Source organism: Candidatus Nitrosopumilus sp. (assembly GCF_028278985.1).
Classification (GTDB): Archaea; Thermoproteota; Nitrososphaeria; order Nitrososphaerales; family Nitrosopumilaceae; genus Nitrosopumilus.
Map to the genome: position 1 here is coordinate 24,447 of NZ_JANQTA010000025.1, position 21,828 is coordinate 46,274.

29 protein-coding genes and 1 tRNA gene are annotated in these 21,828 nt (G+C 30.9%); 17 read left to right on the plus strand and 13 right to left on the minus strand.

Annotated elements, in window-relative coordinates:
* Positions 1-112: 112 nt before the first annotated feature.
* From radA to Q0941_RS08850, 7 genes are read left to right on the plus strand one after another with little or no spacing between them, the layout of a single operon-like run.
* Positions 113-1,285: a DNA repair and recombination protein RadA gene (radA, locus tag Q0941_RS08820; RefSeq protein WP_299293120.1), complete on the plus strand. Its 1,173-nt coding sequence runs from the start codon at positions 113-115 to the stop codon at positions 1,283-1,285.
* Between the two features lie 59 nt (positions 1,286-1,344).
* Positions 1,345-2,400: a 23S rRNA (adenine(2503)-C(2))-methyltransferase RlmN gene (rlmN, locus tag Q0941_RS08825; protein WP_299293122.1), complete on the plus strand. Its 1,056-nt coding sequence runs from the start codon at positions 1,345-1,347 to the stop codon at positions 2,398-2,400.
* A 55-nt stretch (positions 2,401-2,455) separates the two neighbouring features.
* On the plus strand, positions 2,456-2,755 hold the full coding sequence (locus tag Q0941_RS08830) for a 50S ribosomal protein L21 (protein ID WP_299293124.1): 300 nt from the start codon (positions 2,456-2,458) through the stop codon (positions 2,753-2,755).
* 2 nt (positions 2,756-2,757) lie between these two features.
* On the plus strand, positions 2,758-3,084 hold the full coding sequence (locus tag Q0941_RS08835) for an RNA polymerase Rpb4 (RefSeq protein WP_299293126.1): 327 nt from the start codon (positions 2,758-2,760) through the stop codon (positions 3,082-3,084).
* Between the two features lie 22 nt (positions 3,085-3,106).
* Complete coding sequence (locus tag Q0941_RS08840) at positions 3,107-3,673, plus strand: DUF655 domain-containing protein (protein WP_299293128.1); 567 nt, start codon at positions 3,107-3,109, stop codon at positions 3,671-3,673.
* Positions 3,670-4,374: an rRNA adenine dimethyltransferase family protein gene (locus Q0941_RS08845; RefSeq protein WP_299293130.1), complete on the plus strand. Its 705-nt coding sequence runs from the start codon at positions 3,670-3,672 to the stop codon at positions 4,372-4,374. The genes Q0941_RS08840 and Q0941_RS08845 overlap by 4 nt, the downstream gene beginning before the upstream one ends.
* Positions 4,352-4,882, plus strand: a complete 531-nt coding sequence (locus Q0941_RS08850) for a HemK2/MTQ2 family protein methyltransferase (protein WP_299293227.1) — start codon at positions 4,352-4,354, stop codon at positions 4,880-4,882. Before Q0941_RS08845 ends, Q0941_RS08850 begins: the two co-directional genes overlap by 23 nt.
* Here the strand turns inward: Q0941_RS08850 and Q0941_RS08855 are convergent, their stop codons facing one another.
* Positions 4,883-5,914 carry an isocitrate/isopropylmalate dehydrogenase family protein gene (locus tag Q0941_RS08855; RefSeq protein WP_367277489.1) on the minus strand — a complete coding sequence of 344 codons (1,032 nt, stop codon included), beginning with the start codon at positions 5,912-5,914 and terminating at the stop codon, positions 4,883-4,885.
* 109 nt (positions 5,915-6,023) lie between these two features.
* Here Q0941_RS08855 and Q0941_RS08860 point away from each other — a divergent pair, with 109 nt between their 5' ends.
* From Q0941_RS08860 to Q0941_RS08875, 4 genes are all read left to right on the plus strand, one after another.
* Entirely contained in the window at positions 6,024-6,770 is a 747-nt protein-coding gene (locus Q0941_RS08860) for a metallophosphoesterase (RefSeq protein WP_299293135.1), read from the plus strand.
* 33 nt (positions 6,771-6,803) lie between these two features.
* Positions 6,804-6,890 (plus strand) — tRNA-Ser (locus tag Q0941_RS08865).
* 36 nt (positions 6,891-6,926) lie between these two features.
* A complete protein-coding gene (locus Q0941_RS08870; protein ID WP_299293138.1) occupies positions 6,927-7,088 on the plus strand; it encodes a hypothetical protein in 162 nt (53 codons plus the stop codon).
* Positions 7,089-7,161: 73 nt separating this feature from the next.
* A complete protein-coding gene (locus Q0941_RS08875; protein WP_299293141.1) occupies positions 7,162-7,332 on the plus strand; it encodes a hypothetical protein in 171 nt (56 codons plus the stop codon).
* Here the strand turns inward: Q0941_RS08875 and Q0941_RS08880 are convergent.
* Positions 7,329-8,147, minus strand: coding sequence for a SirB1 family protein (locus Q0941_RS08880; RefSeq protein WP_299293144.1), 819 nt, complete (start codon positions 8,145-8,147; stop codon positions 7,329-7,331). The two genes, Q0941_RS08875 and Q0941_RS08880, sit on opposite strands and share 4 nt — an antisense overlap.
* Before the next feature lie 3 nt (positions 8,148-8,150).
* A complete protein-coding gene (locus Q0941_RS08885) occupies positions 8,151-9,347 on the minus strand; it encodes a hypothetical protein (protein ID WP_299293147.1) in 1,197 nt (398 codons plus the stop codon).
* Between the two features lie 85 nt (positions 9,348-9,432).
* Between Q0941_RS08885 and Q0941_RS08890 the strand changes: the two genes are divergently transcribed.
* Entirely contained in the window at positions 9,433-10,308 is an 876-nt protein-coding gene (locus Q0941_RS08890) for a methyltransferase domain-containing protein (protein WP_299293150.1), read from the plus strand.
* Here the strand turns inward: Q0941_RS08890 and Q0941_RS08895 are convergent.
* Positions 10,300-10,776, minus strand: a complete 477-nt coding sequence (locus tag Q0941_RS08895) for a hypothetical protein (RefSeq protein WP_299293153.1) — start codon at positions 10,774-10,776, stop codon at positions 10,300-10,302. The genes Q0941_RS08890 and Q0941_RS08895 overlap by 9 nt on opposite strands.
* A 135-nt stretch (positions 10,777-10,911) precedes the next feature.
* Here Q0941_RS08895 and Q0941_RS08900 point away from each other — a divergent pair, with 135 nt between their 5' ends.
* Positions 10,912-11,487 (plus strand): hypothetical protein, encoded by a 576-nt coding sequence (locus Q0941_RS08900; RefSeq protein ID WP_299293156.1) that lies wholly within the window; start codon positions 10,912-10,914, stop codon positions 11,485-11,487.
* A 399-nt stretch (positions 11,488-11,886) separates the two neighbouring features.
* Positions 11,887-12,486 (plus strand): hypothetical protein, encoded by a 600-nt coding sequence (locus Q0941_RS08905; protein ID WP_299293159.1) that lies wholly within the window; start codon positions 11,887-11,889, stop codon positions 12,484-12,486.
* A 10-nt stretch (positions 12,487-12,496) separates the two neighbouring features.
* On the opposite strand, the gene Q0941_RS08910 is transcribed toward Q0941_RS08905, so the two are convergent.
* Positions 12,497-12,823 (minus strand): hypothetical protein, encoded by a 327-nt coding sequence (locus tag Q0941_RS08910; RefSeq protein WP_299293162.1) that lies wholly within the window; start codon positions 12,821-12,823, stop codon positions 12,497-12,499.
* A 140-nt stretch (positions 12,824-12,963) separates the two neighbouring features.
* Between Q0941_RS08910 and Q0941_RS08915 the strand changes: the two genes are divergently transcribed.
* Positions 12,964-14,412, plus strand: a complete 1,449-nt coding sequence (locus Q0941_RS08915) for an NAD(P)/FAD-dependent oxidoreductase (RefSeq protein ID WP_299293165.1) — start codon at positions 12,964-12,966, stop codon at positions 14,410-14,412.
* A gap of 2 nt (positions 14,413-14,414) precedes the next feature.
* Here the strand turns inward: Q0941_RS08915 and Q0941_RS08920 are convergent, their stop codons facing one another.
* From Q0941_RS08920 to Q0941_RS08935, 4 genes are all read right to left on the minus strand, one after another.
* Positions 14,415-14,855, minus strand: coding sequence for a hypothetical protein (locus Q0941_RS08920; protein WP_299293168.1), 441 nt, complete (start codon positions 14,853-14,855; stop codon positions 14,415-14,417).
* Between the two features lie 68 nt (positions 14,856-14,923).
* A complete protein-coding gene (locus Q0941_RS08925) occupies positions 14,924-15,400 on the minus strand; it encodes a universal stress protein (RefSeq protein ID WP_299293170.1) in 477 nt (158 codons plus the stop codon).
* A 66-nt stretch (positions 15,401-15,466) separates the two neighbouring features.
* Complete coding sequence (locus tag Q0941_RS08930) at positions 15,467-15,958, minus strand: response regulator (protein WP_299293173.1); 492 nt, start codon at positions 15,956-15,958, stop codon at positions 15,467-15,469.
* Positions 15,955-16,368, minus strand: coding sequence for a response regulator (locus Q0941_RS08935; RefSeq protein WP_299293176.1), 414 nt, complete (start codon positions 16,366-16,368; stop codon positions 15,955-15,957). The genes Q0941_RS08930 and Q0941_RS08935 overlap by 4 nt, the downstream gene beginning before the upstream one ends.
* A 167-nt stretch (positions 16,369-16,535) precedes the next feature.
* Here Q0941_RS08935 and Q0941_RS08940 point away from each other — a divergent pair, with 167 nt between their 5' ends.
* A complete protein-coding gene (locus Q0941_RS08940) occupies positions 16,536-17,942 on the plus strand; it encodes a sensor histidine kinase KdpD (protein ID WP_299293179.1) in 1,407 nt (468 codons plus the stop codon).
* Here the strand turns inward: Q0941_RS08940 and Q0941_RS08945 are convergent.
* Positions 17,934-18,299, minus strand: coding sequence for a response regulator (locus tag Q0941_RS08945; RefSeq protein WP_299293182.1), 366 nt, complete (start codon positions 18,297-18,299; stop codon positions 17,934-17,936). The genes Q0941_RS08940 and Q0941_RS08945 overlap by 9 nt on opposite strands.
* Before the next feature lie 138 nt (positions 18,300-18,437).
* Between Q0941_RS08945 and Q0941_RS08950 the strand changes: the two genes are divergently transcribed.
* On the plus strand, positions 18,438-19,085 hold the full coding sequence (locus Q0941_RS08950) for a hypothetical protein (protein WP_299293185.1): 648 nt from the start codon (positions 18,438-18,440) through the stop codon (positions 19,083-19,085).
* Here the strand turns inward: Q0941_RS08950 and Q0941_RS08955 are convergent.
* The 3 genes from Q0941_RS08955 to Q0941_RS08965 all read right to left on the minus strand — a co-directional run bounded on the left by Q0941_RS08955 (position 19,082) and on the right by Q0941_RS08965 (position 21,826).
* Complete coding sequence (locus tag Q0941_RS08955) at positions 19,082-20,452, minus strand: YncE family protein (RefSeq protein WP_299293188.1); 1,371 nt, start codon at positions 20,450-20,452, stop codon at positions 19,082-19,084. The genes Q0941_RS08950 and Q0941_RS08955 overlap by 4 nt on opposite strands.
* Before the next feature lie 74 nt (positions 20,453-20,526).
* On the minus strand, positions 20,527-20,904 hold the full coding sequence (locus Q0941_RS08960; protein WP_299293190.1) for a response regulator: 378 nt from the start codon (positions 20,902-20,904) through the stop codon (positions 20,527-20,529).
* A 112-nt stretch (positions 20,905-21,016) separates the two neighbouring features.
* Positions 21,017-21,826 (minus strand): protein-glutamate O-methyltransferase CheR, encoded by an 810-nt coding sequence (locus Q0941_RS08965; protein ID WP_299293193.1) that lies wholly within the window; start codon positions 21,824-21,826, stop codon positions 21,017-21,019.
* Positions 21,827-21,828: the final 2 nt, after the last annotated feature.

Here is a 21,828-nt window from a genome sequence, read left to right on the forward strand (position 1 = left end):
AATATTTGACAAAAATCGTCAACCGATTTTTGACAGTCAAGAAAAACAACCGTGGATTTGACAGAACCCTAGAACAATACTCTTATAAAGTACTGGTACCGTACCATACGGTATGGTAGAAGATTTAAGATTAGATAGTTTAGAGGGCGTAGGTCCTGTAACTACAAGAAAATTATCCGATGCAGGTGTCCACAACGTCATGGATCTCATCGTCAGAGGTCCCGTAGAAATTGCAGAAATAACTGGAATGGAAAAGGACACTGCTGAAAAAATTGTCAATAAAGCCAGACAACATCTAGTTGATGGTGGTTTAATTGCTAAACACTTTACAAGTGCAAGTGAAATTTACAAACATCGTCAAAGTATTGGTAAAATTACAACTGGTACCAACTGTCTTGACACTCTATTTGATGGAGGTCTTGAAACACAAGCACTTACAGAAGTTTATGGTGAATTTGGTTGTGGTAAAACTCAATTTGCACATACAATGTCTGTAATGGTTCAAAAAACCAAAGAAGAAGGTGGATTAGAAGGCAGTGTATTATACATTGATACTGAAAATACTTTCAGACCTGAAAGAATTGTATCCATTGCACAAGCTCATGAAATGGATCCTGAAAAAGTTCTAGACAACATCATTGTTGCACGTGCATACAATAGTGCACATCAAACATTGATTCTAGAAGAAGCAGGTCCTGTAATCGAAGAAAATAATGTAAAACTAATTGTAGCTGATTCTGCAGTTGGATTGTTCCGTTCCGAATATCTCGGACGTGGAACTCTCTCAAACAGACAACAAAAACTAAATCACTTTGTTCATCTGTTATCTAGAATTGCAGAAACATACAACTGTGCTGCTATTGCAACAAACCAGGTTATGGCATCACCAGATGTGTTCTTTGGTGACCCAACAAGACCAATTGGTGGAAATGTGGTTGCACATACTAGTACCTACAGAATCTACTTTAAGAAATCTGGTAAGAAAAGAATTGCTAGAATGGTAGACAGTCCTCATCATCCTGAAGAGGAAGTAATCTTTGCTCTTGGCGAAGCAGGTGTAATTGATCCTGAGGAAGCTGAGAAAAAGACAAAGAAAACTACCAAAAAGACAACTACTACCAAAAAGGCAAAAGAGTCTAAGGTCGAGCCAGAAGTAGAAACTCCTGAGGTTGAGGCAACCCCTGAAACTCCAGAAGTAGAAACTCCTGCAGAACCTGTTGAGGCTGAACCAGTAGATACTACTGTCGAAGCTGAAATTGATGATGCAGAACCTGTAGAAGAGTAATCTTCTCTTTTTCTCTTTTTGATTAAATTATAATATAATTTCAAATTCATATCAATATCGTGACTGATCTCTATAGACTACTTCCTGAAGAAATGGAAGAATTAGTAATGAATTTGGGCTATGAGCGATACCGTGCTGATCAAATTCTTTATCCACTATACTACAAATATCCAAAATCTCTATCTGATATTCCTCAAATACCCAAGGCTCTTCGAGAAAAATTTACTGAAGAAGGATATGAAATTGGTTCAAGTAATGAAACACATAGAGTAGTTAGTGATGATGGAAATACAACCAAACTTTTGTTGAATTTATCTGAGAATCAGGCAATTGAAACTGTTCTCATGCAGTATCCATCATCTAAAGTTGGAGGACATCCACGTTCAACAATTTGTGTATCGACACAAATTGGTTGTGCCATGGGCTGTGTTTTTTGTGCAACAGGACAAATGGGATTTGAATCTAATCTGAAAGCAGAGCAAATTGTATCTCAAGTGATTCACTTTGCAAAGTTACTCCAAGAACGTGGAGAACATGTAACTAATCTTGTATTTATGGGAATGGGTGAACCATTGGCTAATTATGATGAAATGATTCGTGCAATCAAAATTTTAACTCATGATAGAGGATTTGGATTAGGACAACGTCACATTACAGTTTCAACAATAGGAATCACATCTGGAATTGACAAACTTGCAGAAGAAAACTTGCAAATTGGTTTAGCAATTTCTTTACATGCACCAAATGATGACTTGAGAAAGAAACTTGTTCCTACTGCAGGACCAAATAGTGTTCAAGAAATTATTGAAGCTGGAAGAAGATATTACAAAAAAACAGGGCGTCGTGTTACTTTCGAGTATGCATTAATGAAAGGAATTAATGATTCTCCCGAGATTGCAGAAGAATTAGCATGGCTTTTACAGGGAAATGGTTCACATGTAAACATAATTCCAATAAATCCTACAGCAGGAGACTTTAGAAGACCAGATGAGGATAGTGTTTTGGAATTTGAGAGAATCTTGTATAATGCTGGTGTAAATTGTACAGTGCGTGTTGAGAAAGGAACTGAGATCTCAGCTGCATGTGGCCAGCTTCGAACTGATATTGTAGGATAATTTTCACAATTTTGTCCTAAGTCTTAAAATAGGGCATTGGAAGGTTCAACACTACATGGCAACTAAAAAGTCTCATGGTCGTTCACATGGATTTAAGCACAAATCCCGATCTGTAATGAAGAAAAAGGCTCCAAGAGGTGTCTCATTCCTATTGCGTGAATACCAAGAAGGCCAACAAGCACTTGTCATTATTGATCCAAGACAGCACAAAGGATTGCCACACAGAAGATATCATGGAAAAGTTGGTGTAATTACTAACATCGGAAGACGTGCAATTACTCTTGATGTGAAATTAGGTGATAAATCGAAAACCTTAATCACTAGATTGGATCACATTAAACCATTCGGTGTATAGAGATGGAAGAAGTAAAAAAGAAACAGGCTATTTCTCTTTCAGAAGTAAAAGAAATTCTAAGTAAAGTAGATCCTGAAGAGATGGACCAAATTCAACGTTGGACTCATGATTATGTTTCTAAGTTTGTATCAATAGAACCAAAAGATGCAAAAGATATGAAAAAGAAACTCATCAAAGAATGTGAATTAACAGAAGAAGAAGCTGTTGAAATTGTTAACATTAGACCAACTAGTATGGCAGAATTACGTTCCTTTACCTTTGGTTGGAAAAAACTAATTCTTGCAGAAACTCTAGAAAAAATGCTCAAAATTATCAAGGAGCATTCTTAATCTTTTAGGAGCGAATTTTATTTTGTATAGGGCAAACAACCCACCTAGAAAATATGAGGAACATGCATACGTTCTTGATTTTAATCCACGTGGCAAATCAAATACTGTTAGAGGAAGAGAAGGAGTAATTGTGACTGCTATTGGTGAAGATAGACTAACACTATTAGAAATACTTGGAGTAGAAAATTCAACTTTTGATGTAGGAGAAAAAATCTACATTGGAAAAGAAGGAAGAACAAAAGTAATGTCAGTACTAGGTAAAATGGAATATGAAAAAATTTCTTCATCAGCTCAAACTGAACTTTCAGCTGTAGTTGAAAATATTGTAACTACAAATGAAGAAAAATTTGTTGAATATCTAAACAATGCCAGACCATTAACACCAAGAATTCATGCACTTGAATTAATTCCAGGAATTGGCAAGACATACATGAAAACAATGCTTGAAGAACGTGAGAAACAAAAGTTTGCAAGTTATGAAGACTTGCAAGAAAGAGTTGGATTCAAAGAACCAATTAAACACATTACAGAACGAATAATTGATGAAATCACTGGCGAAAGCAGAATGAATCTCTTTGTTAAGAGATGATAAAGAGAAGACGCCTAGGACAACACTTTCTCAACTCTGAAATCATAGGAAAAAAGATTGTTTCTGAGGCTAAAATCACAAAAAATGATATTGTTTTTGAGGTTGGAACTGGAAAGGGTATCTTAACTCCATTACTTTGTAAAAAAGCATTCAAGGTCATCTCAGTGGATGCAGATGAACAGTTGATAAAATATGCAAAATCTAAATTCTCTCAAATTGACAATCTTGTACTCAAATCAGGAGATGGTTTTAAGAAAAAAGACTCTTTTACAATATTTGTCTCAAATTTACCCTATTCTAGAAGCAAAGATGCAGTAGAATGGCTAGCTCAAACAAGCTTTTCTCATGGTGTAGTGATGGTTCAAAAAGAGTTTGCCCAAAAACTTGTCACAAAAAATTTGAAGGATCGAAAAGCAATCAGCATTATTGCAGAATATTGTTTTAAGATTGACACTGTGCTTAAAGTAAGTAAAAATAATTTTTCACCCCCACCAAAAATTGATTCTGTTGTACTCAAAATAAAACAAAAAGCAAATATGGATAAAAAAACTATTCAAACAATTAACAAAATTTTCTCTTATAGAAGAAAAACAGTAAAAAATATTTTAAAACAATTTGGAATAGATAGTGAAAATGATAAACGAGTAGATGATCTTTTGGGAGCTGAAATAGTTGAGCTTGCAAGACAAATTCAAAAATGATGAATATCCTCCATCTGAGGATACTTTTTTCATTGCAAATAACATTGAAAATGAAAAAGGAAATTATGCATTAGATATTGGAAGTGGCTCTGGTTATCTTACAAAACTATTAACTGAAAATTTCAAGTTTGTAGTGGGAACTGATATTAATTTTGAAGTATTAAAGAATCAAACTTACAAGACATCAAATTTAATTTGCTGTAATGGTTCTGATGCTCTATACATTCAATTTGATTTTGTTGTCTGTAATTTGCCATATCTGGCAACTGAAGAAATTATAGATATTGCAACTGATGGAGGTGCAGAAGGATTTGAGATTCCAAAAAAGATTTTTGATTCAGTTATTCCTCTGATTAAAGAAAATGGAAAATTTGTGTTTGTAACGTCTTCGCTTTCCAACTATGAGAAACTCATCAATTACGCACAAAAATTAGGCTTGAAAACTGAAATCATTGCAAAAAAGAAACTATTCTTTGAAGAGCTGATTTTAGTAAAGGCTGAAAAATAATTATTTTCTTAGATTTTCTTTTGCGTACTGTATAATTGCATCAGTCATTTGAGTAGTTGATGCATTACCGCCAATATCCCATGTTACTGCTTTTCCTTCATTGATTACTTTGTCTGTTGCATCAAAAATAGCATCTCTGATTTCTCTTTCACCAAGATAATCCGCCATCCATGCTCCTGATAGAACTGTTGCTGTTGGATTTACTTTGTTTTGTCCTGCAAATTGTGGTGCACTCCCATGTGCTGCTTCAAACATTGCATAATTGTCTCCAATATTTGCTGAATAAATTAATCCAATTGATCCTACAAGTGCTGAAGCTAATTCAGAAATAATATCCATAAACAAATTTGTACTTACCAATACTGAACCATTAAACTGATCAGTTGCAATAACCATTTGCTGTGCCATATTATCGATGTAAATTTCTGACAATTCAATTTCAGTTCCCTCAACAGCTTTTTGTGTTTCATCCCAAAAAATTCCATCAGTTTGTTTTAGAATATTTCTTTTTGTTACTGCCACCATTTTTTTCATATTGAATTTATTTGCCCAATCTACTGCTGAATCAACCAGCCTTCTACTTCCATGTCTTGTAATTTTTCTAATTGCAATTGCTGCATCATCTGTAATTTTTGCCTCTACTCCAGTATAGAGTCCTTCAGTTGCTTCTCTAAAACAAACACAGTCCAGTTTTCTATCTGGTGTCAATCTATCATAGGTCTTTGTTGGTCTAATGTTTGCGTAAAGATCAAATTTCTGCCTTAATGTTACTGCTACACTTCTAGGTGCACCTGGAACAGGAATTGTAGTTGTTGGACCCTTGAAACAACAATCAGTTTCTTCTAAAATCTTCATGGTTGCATCAGGAATGTATGATGGATCTTTTCTACCGTTTTTGTCCCATTGCTCTGAGCCTGCCTCACACAAAATAAGTTCAGATTGAAAATTACATTCTTTTAGAACTTTGAGCATGGAATCTACAACTTCAGGTCCAATTCCATCTCCTTTCATAACTGCAGCTTTTTTGCTCAAAACTGCAAGTTTTTGAGTCAATTATTATTTAATTCTACCTTGTTAATCAAAAATTTCTACATAATTTCTATAGAGATGATTTAATACCTAATTTCATAAAATCAATTCATTGCAGATAGTTCAAATCTCTGATCTTCATATCGGTTCACAATTTTTACAAGAGAAATTTGATATCTTGGTTAAAGAGGTAAATGATCTAAACCCTGATGTGATTGTCATCACAGGTGATCTTACAAATGAGGGATTAATGAAAGAATATGAAAAATGCAAAGAACTTCTTACTCAATTTAATACAAAAAAAATTATTGCAATTAGTGGTAATCATGATTATAGAAATACGGGCTATTTACTATTCAAAAGATATTTTCCATTTGAAACAATCAATGAACTAAGTGATGATGTAGTTCTAGTAACTGTTGGAACTGCAAGACCTGATAGAAATGAAGGTGAAGTTGGTTATAGACAAAATCTCTGGTTAGAAAGAACCATGAAAAAATACAAAGATAAAATAAAGATTGTTGCAATGCATCATCATCTCATTGCAATTCCTGATACTGGTTCTGATCAACTAACAGTAGTTGATGCTGGAGATGTTTTACGAACTGTTTTAGAAACTAATGTTGATGTTGTTCTTTGTGGTCACAAACACAGACCTTGGGCATGGAATTTTGGTAAACTCAACGTAGTAAATGCTGGAACTGCAACTTCTGAACGTGTAAGGGGATTGTTTGAGAACACGTACAATATTCTGACAATTTCTGGTGGTGAAGTCCATGTTGATCTTAAGATTGTAGGTGGTGAAAGACTGCCTATACGTGAAATTGTTGATAATTATAGCCAATTTCACGACGATTGAATTTATTTACAGATTAATTATGACCATCTTTGTGCGGGGATCGCCTAGCCTGGTAGGGCGTGGGATTGCTAATCCCATGTCCGCAAGGACACGGGGGTTCAAATCCCCCTCCCCGCGCCATTAAACCTTAATAGACCAAAACGCAAAGTTTTACCAATGGGACGAAGAAAAACTCAAAAAATTATACGTACTGGTCCTAAAAATGCAACAACAGGAATGTGTCCTGTATGTAAAACAATTGGCAAAGTGTTCATCTTAGGCCCTCCAGGAGAAGAGAGAGCCAAATGCGAGAAATGTCGTCAAGAATTTGAATTATAGTTCAAAAAGCTAACCTGTCCATCAAAATATTTACCCATAACTTTTTAAGACAATTTTTTCCTGATAGATAATCATGAGTTCAGACGCTGAAACCATCTATGAGAGAGTTGCTAAACTTGAAGATGAAATTGCATTACTCAGAAGTGAAGTTGATATTCTCAAAAGAGCATTAAGAAATAAAATTGCTCGTTATGAAATATCTACGATTAAGAAAGGTAACGATGTCGATTCAATAATCGATTAATCTTTTGTCTTTATACTTCTAATCAATTCCAAAATAAAATCCACATCTTCTGCATTAGGATTTATTTCTAAATATTTATTGAGATACTGTAATGCAACATCTGAGTTTAACATTCTTTCTTCTAGAATTCCCTTATCTCTAATATCATCTGGAGATTCAGGTTCGATGGCAAGTACCATGTCAACACAACGTAATGCCTTGTCATAAACAAATGATTGTGCATAAGAGTTTTTCAAGTTTCTAGTCATTCTTAATAGAATTTGTTCAGGAGAAACTTCATCAAGAAATTCTGGTTGAAATTCTAACTCTCCGCCAAAATTTGTATCTAAAATATCTTGTAAATCGTCAATATCTAATAGTCTTCCATCATAAAATGGATCCAAGATCATTTCTTCATTGTATTTTACTAGAATGTGACTAGGAAAACCTACTATCTTTAAATCTAATCCAACAAATTTGGCAACTTCTGCATACAAGATGGATAATGTAATCGGTAATCCTGTTTTCTTATCAATCACTTCGTTTAGAAAATTATTTTTTGGATTGTAATAGTCATCATCGTCTCCTGCAAATCCAAGATTTTCAAAAAGATGTTCATTTAACATTGAAATCAAATAAGTGGGATTTTTGACATCACTTACTGATTCCTTTAATGACATTCCAATTTTGTTAATTTTCTCGATGTACTGTTCTACATCCAGATCGGGGTATTCTAGTAATTGGGAAAATTTTAAGCATTTTTCTACTAGATTGAAATTTGGATTTTTTACAAATGAAAACCATTCTGCAACAAATGGATCAAATTCTTTACTCAATTATTACTGGCTCAGTTTGTTGATGTATAGCTGAGGATCTTTTAATTCTCGTGTATTTGGAGGTACTTCAATCATTTTTTTGAACGTATCCTTACCTAATTTTTCAAAAACAGCCTTTGTGAAATCTTTACCCATACTCTTTCTTACCTGATATGATGAAAAGTCTGTTCCCATGTAAGTGGTGAGATAATTTTGAAAATCTATGTCATCTTTGAGAATATTTTCAATTGCAAATCCTGCCATCCCTTCCATTGCTGTAAAGGCTGCGTGATGCTGTTGAATAGGCACTAACCATCTCTTGTAAATTTCTAACAATTGTGGAATTGATTCCCCAATTTTTGGATCAATTTCAACATGAGTAAATGTCATTACGTCTGGCCCAATCTGTTCAATTAAGAAATGATCAGGATTCAAAAAGAAAAATAGATTTGCTTTTTTTGCAAAAGGAAAATCATCTGGAACTGCTTGTAATTGACAGTATTCTGATAGTTTGTTTACTGTTTCTGCATCTAATGATAAAATAATGTTTGCAAGTTCTTCATTGATCTTGTTTACTTCCATTGCAGCTCGTCTGTTTACTTGTTGTAAGTTTTCTTGTGCAGAATGAATTAACTCCTCTAATACTGTCATTTTTATTGCTCCTAAATATCCTGAATTAACATTTTCAAATCTAGCATCATAAGGTTCACCTTGTTTTTGTAAAATGATCTGTGGATACCTTGACAAAATGAATTTGTTTAGATAGATTACCCCATCAAGATAATCTCCATAAGTTGTTGTAATCTTTGAAATGTATTGTATTGCATATGTAGAATATACTAAATATTTCCCAGTATCTTGTTGCATCAATTCAGCAATTTTTTTTAAATTTTCTTTTGCAACAGCTGCAAATAACTCTTCAACAAAATTTTTTGCATCAGTTTCAGCAAATACCTTGTCTCCTTTTAGTTTCTTGAGATCTTCTAATTCCGGAAATTCTAATTTTATATTCTCTGGGCATTTGACTCCTAGAAAATCTTCTACTTTAGATTTGAATTCTGGTAGTACCTCTTGTGCAATTTCTTCAATTTGTTTGAAATTTACCTTGCCTGATAGGTCTTCTTTAGCCTTAATTGCCAGCTCTGTTATCTCTTTTTCTTCATTAATTTCTACAGATAATTGACCAAAAAGTGCTTCAGCAAATTCTTCAAATTCTCCCATTTTGCATAAAATCAATGATTACTACATTTAACATTATCTTGGTGCAACAAAGAAATTATTAGTTGACACAAAATATCATGTTTTCGTGCATGAATCTAGTTTGAAATATCTAAAATGTCCAAGATGTAGTATTAGTTTAGAATTAGAAAAATTACTAGAATACACAGAAATTGAAGAGGGCTTTCTTCATTGCAAAAAATGTAAACTTGTTTTTCCTATAATTTCAAAAATCCCAATTCTATGGGATGATTTTTCAAACTATATTTCATCAAGAAAAGTTTTGAGTGGACGATTATATCGTCTAGCAACAACAAAAAACATGAAACATTTTCTCAAATCATTTTTTTCAAATATCAAATTTAAAGAAGATCGAACTCATATTGAAAATAGATGGACTAAAATCTATCAGAATAGTAGAAAATCAAAATTTTATTCTACAATAAACAAGCACATTCATTCTCTTCCTCCATCAAAACTCGGTGTTGAATATGGTTGTTCAATAGGGATTATTACTTCACAAATGTCAAAAAATTGCAACTATGTTTTCGGAATAGATCGTTCATTTAGTGCATTAGAGGAGGCAAAAAAATCTAATAAAAAAAATACAGATTATGTAATTGCTGATACTTTTTCAAATATTTTTGGAAAATTAAATTTTGAATTAGTTGTTGCACTAAATGTTTTAGAAATAATGGAGCCAGAGCCACTCCTCAAAAAAATCTCACATCAAATATCTAATGGTACTGTAATAATTTCAGATCCTTATGATTTTGATAGGGGCGTGAATTCTGTTAAAAATCCTGTTGATGAGAAATCTATACGACAACTCATGCGTAATCTGGGATTTAAAATGACATCTAAAACAAAAACATCATCTTCAATTCCATGGAATCTTAAATTACATTCTCGTGCAACTTTAAATTATAAGGTAGACTTGATTATTGGCAGAAAATCAGATTAAATCTTTCCAAACTCCCTGAAATTCATCACTAGGAACAACGGAAACAATTTTGATTTTTCCTAAAGGTTCTAAAAATTGTCTCTTATCATAGTATGTGAATTCGCCCTCTGCTTCGGGAAAAATTGTAATGGTATCTTGTTGACCAGGTTCGAGTAAATCTGTTTGTACATTGAATCCATCAATGTATAATCTATGAAATGTAGTTCCATTGTTTATGACATTCAAGATGTAAACAAATGATGTGCGAGAAACTAAAGTTGGATTATCATCTCCTAAAACACCTTTAACAGCTAGGATTTTTGTTTGTCCATTTTCTTCTTCAAAAACTACTGTTTGCTCCACTTTTTCTGTCCAAAAAATTTCTACATGCCTGACATTTCCTTGCCCAACAAAACCAATTGTAATGATTAAAGCAATTATTCCCCCTGCCAATGCACCAGAAATCAAAATTTTATCATTACTTTTCATAATTTACAAATGTTTTTTCTAATTAAAGAAAATTAGCACTTTTTTCATTTTCTGAAATCTGAATTTTGTTAATAAACAACTGTTTTTTGTTTTGTATTACCTTGTTCTTATAATCAATTTACGACCAAATTACTCATGAAAAAGTGGCTTTTTCTAGTGCCGATGCTAGTCTTACCCATCATTCTGATTTCAACTCTACAATCTGAAGAACAATCAGGAACATCTCCTCAATTAGGAACCTCATCCATTTTAGCTGTTGGAGAGAGTTTTGTTCAATTAAATTCAAATGATAACTCTACTGAAGAGAAGATTCTAGGAACATTTAGAGAAATTACTGAAGAAGAAATTTTAGAAGAATCACGCCTGCCAGATCTTGAAAAAAGTCAGTTAATTTTTGAAAATGGAATAAGATTGAGTGCTAATTATAATCAAATTAGTTATGATTATTCAAATGATAAATTTTCAGATTTTGAGTATCTAGGTAAACTAACAGATTTTAGAATCAAATATGAAAAATATCTTACCGCTATTGATGCGTATATTGGCAAAGAAGACATCCTTGTACAAAAAAATTCAATGATTATTGAATTAGATGAAATCAATAAACAAATTGTATTACTAAAAAATTCTGAGAACATTTTAGGTCATCCCGATTTTTCTCAACAAAATGATAAATTCAAAAAATTGTTACCACCAATGTTTGCCCCATGATGAAAATTTATTTTTAGTATTCAAATAGTAATCCACTCAAACCAGATCATCGATCCAACAAAAAATGTATTTTTTTGCTGTTTTCTTAGTCAGAGCTCGTTACTATTTTCTAATACTCTATACTAATGAACGAACAAATCATCTAGCTTGTGTGCTTTAGACAAACTATTGATTATATCATTTTTGAGAATTTGTTAAATGTGAACATATTCCGAAAAAACTCTTCAAATTCAAGTTTAATCTGTAAAATTTGTAAAATGGAGTTTCTCGAACCTGAAAGAACTATGAGACATATGGTTAAAGCCCATTCAAAACCTCAAAAATCTAAAAAATAGGATTATGGAACTTCTCAAAAATTTTTCCTTCAATAAAACAAATACTTTCCTGGAATTTTCTATTGTGACAATTTCATTAATTTCAATTCTAGTTTTGATTAGGATCATTTCAAAATCTGTATTTGATGATAATTGGATTGGTTCTTTGGGTATGGTTTCTGCAATTTTTGGTCTATTGTTATTTTTAGCAAAAAAAGAAAAACTTGGTTTTTTTGGACATATGTTCATCAGACAAATTACAAAAAATTACCATGGTAAGAAAAAATGGTTCATTTACGCACAAACTGGATTCTTTTTGTCCATAGGACTACTGACTATCTTTAGTATCCATACTGGAAATACTGAATTTGCTAATTTGAAAGAACAGGTGATTACCCACCTAAATTCAGAGGGCATGCTAATTGACTCTGAAATAAATTATGAAACTTTAAACCAACTTTCATCTCAAATATCCATTGAACAACAAATACAATCTATAGTTAATCTACCATCTATTCTAATTGGAAACTTTGTTGTTTTCTCTGTAGTTTTATCCGTCACTAACGAATTGTTAGGTGGATGGGTGATGTTTTTTTGGCAGGTAATGATTATTGAAACCATTGAAATAATCTGTTTTGTTTATTTTGCAAGAAAATATTTAAGATCAAACTTAATCCAAAACTAATCTTCAAATATTAAGAATTTTTAGCTTTTAGAAATTCTTTCCATGCTTCTTTTTTATTTTTAATGGCATCATCTAGTAACACTTTTGCCTCATCAATTTTTTCTTGATCTCCCGAACTTTTTGCTATTTTCCAAGTTTCTTTTGCTTCTTTCCATTCGCTAAAGGCTATTCTGTATTTGTTAAATGCAATTTTAATTTCTTTATCTTTTTGTTCTTTGGATTCCTTGTCTTTTTCCGTTTGTGCTTCAGCCTGTTTTCTTGCTTCTCCATTGTCTTTATTGTGATGGGCATCTACAGAAACAGAAATCGGATTTATTAACAGACTAATGGCAACCATGAAAATTAACAAATAAAATAATTTTTTCACAGTAATGTGTTGATTTAATAATCTATAATGAAATGTATGTCTGTTTTGTTTAAACATAATTTTTGAATAGATTTGTCCATTACAAACAAACAGGTAAATTTTAATTCTAAATGATTGAATTTCTTATGAAGGATATTTCATGTACTTACTGTAAAGAGACTTTTGAAACTGAATCTAGCTATTATTCTCATTATTTGACTGTCCATAATTCCAAATCTCCTTCTGTGAAAAAAATTCTAATCTTAGGTGGAGGCTTTGGGAGTGTTTCTGTCTTAAGAAAAATTGAAGAAAAATTTCGAGATAATGATGTTGAAATCACTATTGTATCAGATGAAAATTTCTTCCTTTTTACGCCTATGTTGCCCCAGGTAGCCTCTGGATTACTTCATCCTAGTAGCATTACCATGCCAATACGCTATTTCTGTAAAAAAGCAAAATTCCTACATGCAATAGTTGATTCTATTGATTTACAGCAACAATTGGTTACAATCCAGAGAATTTTTGACAATAAGGTCCATGCACTAGAGTACGATTATCTGGTAATTGGATTAGGTGGAAAAACAAACTATTTTGAAAATGAAAATTTGGAAAATCATTCTTTTCCTATGAAAACTATTGAGGATGCAATTGCAATTAGAAATCATATAATTTTGATGTTGGAGCAGGCTGCCCAAACAGGAAATTTTGAACTCCAAAGATCCCTTTTGACATTTGCTGTTGTAGGAAGTGGATTTTCTGGAGTTGAAACAATTGGCGAAATCAACGAATATGTCAAACGTTCAGTTGAAAAATCTTACCCCAGTATAAATCCTGAAAATATTAACATGATTTTAATTTCTTCTAAAAATAGGGTTTTAACTGAAATTAATGAAAAACTATCTACAACTGCAACAAGATATCTAGAAAAAAATGGCATTACTATAATGAAAAACACAAAGGCTGTGGATTCAGATGAAGACTCTGTTATTTTAGATAGTGGAGGAAAACTTTCATGCGCAACTCTCATTTGGACTGGAGGAATAATGTGTAATAATGTAATCTCTGAACTAAATTGTGAACACGGTAGAAATGGAAAATTAGTTGTAGATAGTAAATTAAATTTAAAAGATTTTACAAATGTTTTTGCATTAGGTGACTGCGCATTGATCAAAGATACTAAATTAGATTCATTTTATCCTTCAACTGCTCAACATGCAATCCGAGAAGGAAATTTGATTGCTGAAAATCTCAACAAATTAATCAATGATGATAATAATCTTAATGATTTTTCTTTTTCCAGTATGGGAAATATGGCAATTATTGGAAATAAATTTGGGATTGCAACTATTGCTGGGCACAATCTTAGTGGTTTTTCAGCGTGGATTTTATGGCGAATGTATTATTTGGCAAAAATACCAACTTTTGGAAAGAAACTAAAAATTGCTTTTGACTGGATGGTAGATGGTTTGCTCTTAAGAGATGTTACTCTAATTGGTAGTATAAAGAAGAAAACAATTCATTCAATCAACATTAATGAAAATGTCCCATCAATTAAAGAACAATTAATCTCTCAAAGTTAATTTTATCTAAATAAAACGCTTACAGAATTATTTTTATCAATAATTTCATATTGATAATTTTTCAAATAATCTGAAAAAATGATTTCAAAAAATTTTTTAATGAATTGAATATGGTTTATTCCCTTAATTTTTTGAATTTTAATGATATTCCTGCCAGCTCTTTGATCAAATTGGCATTTTCCAAGATTTGATTTATTGAAAAATTCTAAAACTGAGTAAATCATTTCTTTGGTTCCTTTTGAATTGGAAAATTTTGATTCTGAATTTATAATATTTAGTGCGATTTTATACATCTCAGATGATATAATTTCGTCAATTTCTTCAATTTTTATTGATTTTTTATTGTCATTTATCTGTACAGGTTCTGAAAATTTTTCTAAAAGTAATTCCTTGTTAGATCTAACTGATTCATTAATTTTTGAACCAACTTGCTTTTGTTTCAACTAAGATGTATTTTCCTAGTATTGCTATTATGGTATGTATGTAACTTTTAGACAAACAAGTATTTGGATTATTTTATCAATAGAACTGGAACTGGAGAGTTTTGTGATATTTCTAACGATACGCTTCCAAGCATTAATTTTCTATCATTTCCATTACCTCTTGTACCCATGATTACTAAATCTGATTTTGATGCATAAATTTGTGAAATAATTGATTGTGTTACTAATGAAGATGCAATTAGTATTGATTTACAAGGAATTTGACTCTCTGAAGCAATTTTTTTCAATTTCATATGTTTTAGTTTTATTTTTTTTAGTTTATTTTGTTCTAATACCGTTTGATGTGTATTAAATTCAAGAAAAGAGCTAGACATTAAATCACTGTGAATTACTGAAAGTAACAAAATTTCAGTTTCGTTGTTAAAATTCATGTTTATTGCATACCAAAATGCTCTTGTTGCTAAATCTGAATCATCAAATGGAACTAGAATTCTTTTAAATAATGATTTTTGAATTTTTTTTGAATTTATTTCATTTACTAACACATTATCTATTGAACTTTAAATTTTAAAATTCAGTGTATGATTGTTTTAGACAAAGAACATCTGGTGTTAATTTTTTTGTAATTTCTTCATTAATTCTAAATAGGTTGTAATCTGTGCATGTGTAGGCTCAATATCTTTCAAATTCTTAATATCTACATTGAGTTTTTCTAATTCTTCATACACTGATGTGTCTTCAATTACACTTAGTAAGCTTTGTAAGCTAAATGGTTTTTGAAGCAATTCCACAACTTGTTTCAGTGTCTTTATTGATTCTCTGAGCGTATCTTCAACATATGCTGATGCAAACAGAATCCTTTGTTTTGGATATTTCTCCAAAATCTCTGATGCAATTTCAAGACCATTTTTTCCTGGTAACTGATAGTCCAAAATAACAATATCAAATGATGATGATTCAGAATTCTTTTCAATATTTTCAAAGTAGGTTTTTAATCCTGCCTCTCCATCTGATTCCATTAACACGTTATGGTTATTTTTTTCTAGGAAAATTTTGTACTCTTCTAAAAGGTCAATTTCATCCTCGACAATCAGAATTTTCATATTCTCTTACTTTCCACTGTATTATTTATAATCTCTGTAGCAATCATTGATTTGTTCATAACTTTTTCTATACATTCCATTACATGATTAATCTTGAATGGTTTGAAAATTACAGCATCTGCATTTGATTCTTTCAATTTCTGATCAGTCTCTTGTGTAAGGTCTGCTGTCACCATAATTACTTTGGTTTGTGAATTTGCCTCTTTGAGACTGTTTAGTAAATAAAATCCGTCAAATTCAGGCATCCATATGTCTGAAAATACAATATCTGGTTTTGTATCTTGAAATAATTTTACTCCATCTTGACCATTGTATGCTTTACCTAACACTTCAATATCTCTCAATTTTAAAAATTCAGTAAACACTTCTACTGTGTCATAATCGTCATCCACAACAATAGCTGATGTCATATATTTATAGAATATTTTTATTTCAAAAAGAATTGTTCTAAATTTTTGAACAAACAAAAGTGTATGTTTAATCTAAACAACCAGTTATTCATGTTATCTTAATAATGATACATATGTTGTTAGCAATTTCAAGCGTGTCGCAATTTCGAATTGCTGTGTGTATCTCAATGATAATTCTGCTGTTAGGCACAGTTTCAACTTATACCATTTTAACAATGAATGAAATGAATCATACTTTACAATATAATTCTGATTATTCAAAACAAATTACAAATTTTGAAGAAATTAAATCAAAATACGAATCACAAATACTAATTTTTAAATCTCTAAATATTGAGGATACCTCAAGTGAAATAGGGAATTTTTGGATATATAATACTGAAATAAAAAATAATTATTTCACATTAAAAAATTTCATTATTGATGATTCTAAAACTCTTGAATTTCTTCCCACTTCTTCATTCAGTACACTAGAACAGCAAATTTTTTCTTTTTATGAACTGCATTTAATTTATGAAAATACTGCGGCAAAAACTTTAGATCTCTATTACACAGATAACACTGCTTTTATGATTGAATTAGAAAATTTAGAAAATCAAAATCTTCGTTTAATTAACAAGATTCATCAAATTGAAAAAATTTTGCAAACAATCCCTATTTCTTCCCAATTTTCAACTACTAGTTTAATGGATGATTTTCAAATCTTTCAATGGGTTTTGATCTCTCTAGTTGGAATTATCACATTCATGCTTATTTTCTTTTTAAATAGGTCTAATCAAAATCTTAAAAATGAAATTAAGAAACAAACATCTAGCCTAAGTATTCTAAATCAAAAATTACAGAATATGGATAAAAAACGTAGCGAATTCATTTCTATTGCATCTCATGAACTAAAAGGACCAATACAACCAATTTTTGGTTTTGTAGAACTGTCTAAATCTGGAATTATTTCTAAAGATGAGGCAATTGATGGTATTGACAATGTTGCACGGAATCTTGAAAATATTGCAAATAATGTTCTTGATTTAACAAAAATAGAAAATGATGAATTAGAACTAAATATTGAGAAACATAGTGTTCACAAAATAATTAATGAGATTGTTAATTCTGTACGTTTTAATCCAAGCCTAAAAGTTCCGATTAATACTAGATTTGATGAAGATGTTGAACTAAACTTAGATAAGACAAGAATCAAACAAGTACTTAGAAATATTTTAGATAATTGTATAAAATTTACCAATTCTGGCGAAATTCTTATTCAAACTTATTTGTTAAAAGAAGATAAAATTTTCAAAATTACAATTACTGACACTGGACCTGAAATTCCAAATGATGTTTTACCTAACATTTTTGGAAAGTTTGTAACCAAAACTAGTAATAATGTATCTGGATTTGGTCTTGGATTGTATATTTCTAAAAAAATTATTGATTGCCACAATGGAAAAATTACCGCAAGTAACCATATTGGTCAACCTGTTTTTGAGATTTCATTACCTCTTTTATCATTTAAAGAAAATCAAATCATTAAACAGCTTGATTCAATTAAAGAAACTGTAAATTTAGAACTAGATTAATTCTAAAATTTTTGTTAGTTCAAATGGTTTTTGAAGGAAAGATACTTTGTCTTTAAGTTTAGAATAATTTTTTTCTGTAGATATTGCATATGCTGATGCCAAAATTATTTTCTGGTTTGGATTCAATGATAAAATATCTCCTGCAACCTCTGCTCCGTTTTTCTTAGGCATGGAATGATCTAATAGTAAAACATCAAACGATTCAGAATTTTCTTCATTTAGACTTTTTTCATATTTTTCAATGCATTCTTGGCCATCATTGGCTATTTCTACTGCATAATCCTTACTTTCAAGAAGTTTTGCATATTGCATTGAGGTAAATTTATTATCTTCAGCAACTAAAATGCGTTTTTGCATATTCATGACTTGGATTTGTTGTTAATCATATCTTGTTTGTTCACTTCAAACAAGAGATTTTATGATTTTCTTAGCTAAAACAGTTCGTTCAATTGTCACACATTATACCATATTATGAAAATATCAATAAATAATCTAATGAATACATTTGACTCTGATAGATATGATGACTATGATTATGATTCAAAAGAAGAAAGTCAACTACTTCAAAAATTTAATGATTATGTAAATCTTGAAAAAGATATCAAAAAACAAGAATTTTTAGAAATTTCAGATAATTCAAAACCTGGAAAATTTGGAAAACGATTCATTGTTTCTGCAATGATCCAAGGTGCCATAGTTACTGGATTAACAATAGCCCTTTTCATGAATCAACTCTTTGTTTTTAATGGAAATATTGAGAATATGTTTGAATTTGCCTTTACTGATAAATCTGGAATTTTTATTTTTGGTTTTCTACTACAAATTGGTCTTACAGCTGGATTAGCTACTACAGGATTATTCTATAATCATATTGAAACTAATTTGAAGAAAAGTTTTTCAAAACACAATACTCTACTATCATGGACTCATCTAATTGGAATCAATGTGTTTGGAAGTATAATTACATCATCCTTAATCTTTGCTGGAATTTCTACTAGTGCGTTATATCAAACTGAACTTGGTTATCTACTAAAATCTATTCCAACCCTTGTCTACATTTCTGCAAGTGGTTTTGTAATTGTTTTAGGAATTGGAATTATTGGAACAGCATATTTGCTATTGAGAAACAAAAGCACAGATTAAGATAGTGCACAAATTGGAAGAATATTCAACCAAATTTCAAATGGATTGGGGTTTTCAATATCTTTGAAAGGTACAAAATTTGTTTCAGAGCAATCAACTTTTTGTGGAATTTCATGTCCTTCGTCATTGTTTGTGTACATCATAGCAAGATCAACAGCCCAGACCGGCACTTGGGCAGATTTAGGCTCAAAATTCTTCTTTTCCATATAATCTTCTATGAGTAATCGAGCAATTTCATTTCCATTTAGTTCTCCTGTAACTCCTATGTTTTGTAGTAATCCTGAAATCAAGTCGGTATCAAATTCCCTATTTGGAATTTCTGTTATTCCTTTTGCAACTTCAAAAACCAATTCATTATATTCCGAATTCTCACCAAGAATTTCATTATTCAAATCTGTTAAATCCAAACTATGTTCATAATTTATTGCAGAAATTGTATTTGCAATTGGATTTGTCACATATATTGTGTTAGAGTATATTGAAGTTGAAATAGCCTGAGGTGAATTATTTAGGGTAATAGTTTGCGTTTTAGCCGATTTTTCATCTATTAAATACAATTCATTAGTGTGCTCATTTGAAATAATTGTAATTCCATTAACTGGATTTGTTTCAATCTGCCATACCCCAGTAGGAATTGAAATTTTTTCTAATAATTTATTTGAATTTAGGTCAACTTTTGAAACAAAATTTGAATCCCAACTTGTAGAATAGAGTGTATTTGTATTTTTGTTAATTGAGATTCCCCATGATTTCATTTCAGGATGAATATTGTTGACAATTTCATTGGTATCTCCATCAATCACATCAATTTTTTCTGAAGTTCCACTTGCTACATAAACCAAATTTGTATTCTCGTTAACTTTTACTGCCCATGGACTTGAAGAAATCTTAACTGTATTGATAATTTCTAATCTTTCTGTATCAAAAATGATCACATTATTGTTTAGGGTATCTAAAACATACAGTTTCCCATTTTGTTGATTAATATCTAAATCCCAAAGTGAATCTCCCAAATTCAATTTACTAATTAATTTCCCATTAATTCCATCAATAATTGTTAATTCTCCAGAAATTTTGTCCGTTACAAAAATTACATGTCTATTTGAATCAACAGTAATTTTTGTTGGATTTGCATCTTTGAGTATAATCAGATCTTTTGGAATAAAGTTCTCCGAATCAATTACTGAAATTGTTCCTGATTCAAAGTTTGGAATATACAAATTTCTTAAACCATAATCGATTTCAATATCTCTTGGAAATTCACCTACAACAACTGAATCCTCAAATGCATCAGCGTAAGGCTGAATTCCAATAGCGAATATGCCTAAAGACAGTGACAAAATTAGTATGACACTACTGAAATTCATGCCTAATTTTCGTTAAATTAGGCTATAGAAACGACGGAAAAATCTTGAAAAATCGACTTCCGATATGGCCGAAATTACTTTGTTCTAAGGGCCTTGTTAAGGACTAGTCCCACATTTCCTCTATCAAAAGGCTTTATGATGTAATCTCTAGCTCCTGATTTCATTGCATCTTGTACAATGTGTTTTTGTTCTACGGATGTTACCATGATTACTCTAGCATTTGGATTGACTTTCATGATTCCTTTCAAAGCTTGAATTCCATCTGCTTTTGGCATGTTCACATCCATTGTTACTAAATCTGGTTTGTGTTGAATGTATTGCCTTACTGCTTCAACTCCATCTGGAGCTTCAACAATATCTGTTGCTATTCCATTTGATTTTAAAATATCTTTTAGAACTGTTCTCATAAATGATGCATCATCTGCAACTAAAATTTTGACTCCTTCACTCATTTTTTCTACCCTGATTTTTAAAATTTATTTTAATTTGAACAGTTATTTTCATATTTTGTTTATTCATCTTTTCTTAATATCTAAGAGTTTGTTTATGTCATACAAACAGAATCTATTTTGATATTTTTTGATAAATTCTTTCTTTAGGAAATAGCAGTTCAAAAAAGTTACTTCCATTAGTTCCTCTCATTGATTCATCTTGTCCCAAAATTAAAATTCCATTTGGTTTTAGTGCCTCAAAAAATTTTTCATATATTTTTTGATGGACTTCTTTGGGGTAATATATCAAAACATTCCTACAAAAAATAATATCAAATAATTTTCTATTTGTTTTTAGCATATCGATTTTTTCAAATTCAATCTTATTTTTAATTTCTTGTTTAACGTTGAATTTTTGATTTTCATCTTTTAGAAAATATTTTAACATTCTAGAACTTGATACATTCTCTAAATTGGTTTTTTCATAAATTCCTTTTTTAGAATGAATTATACCCTCATTATTGATATCAGTGGCATATACATGATATTTGATTTTAGATTTTGAAAACTCATCAAGTAAAATTGAGATGCTATGGGGCTCTTCACCTGAAGCACTACCACAACTCCAGGCTCGAATTGAAGGATTTTCATTATTTTTTACTAAATTAGGAAGAATTTCATTTTCTAATTTCTCCCAAACAAGAGGATCTCTGAAAAATCTTGTTACATTAATCGAAAATGCTGCATAAAGTGATTTTGCCTCATCAAAATCAGATGATAACGTTCTGAGATATTCTTCATAGTCTGAAATTCCAATTGATCTCATTCTATACATAATTCTTCTTTCAAGAAATGTTGGTTTAAAATTCTGAATACTGATTCCTGTCTTTTTGTAAACTTCATCAATTACAGGATCTAATTTTTGGATAATTGTTGAATCCATCA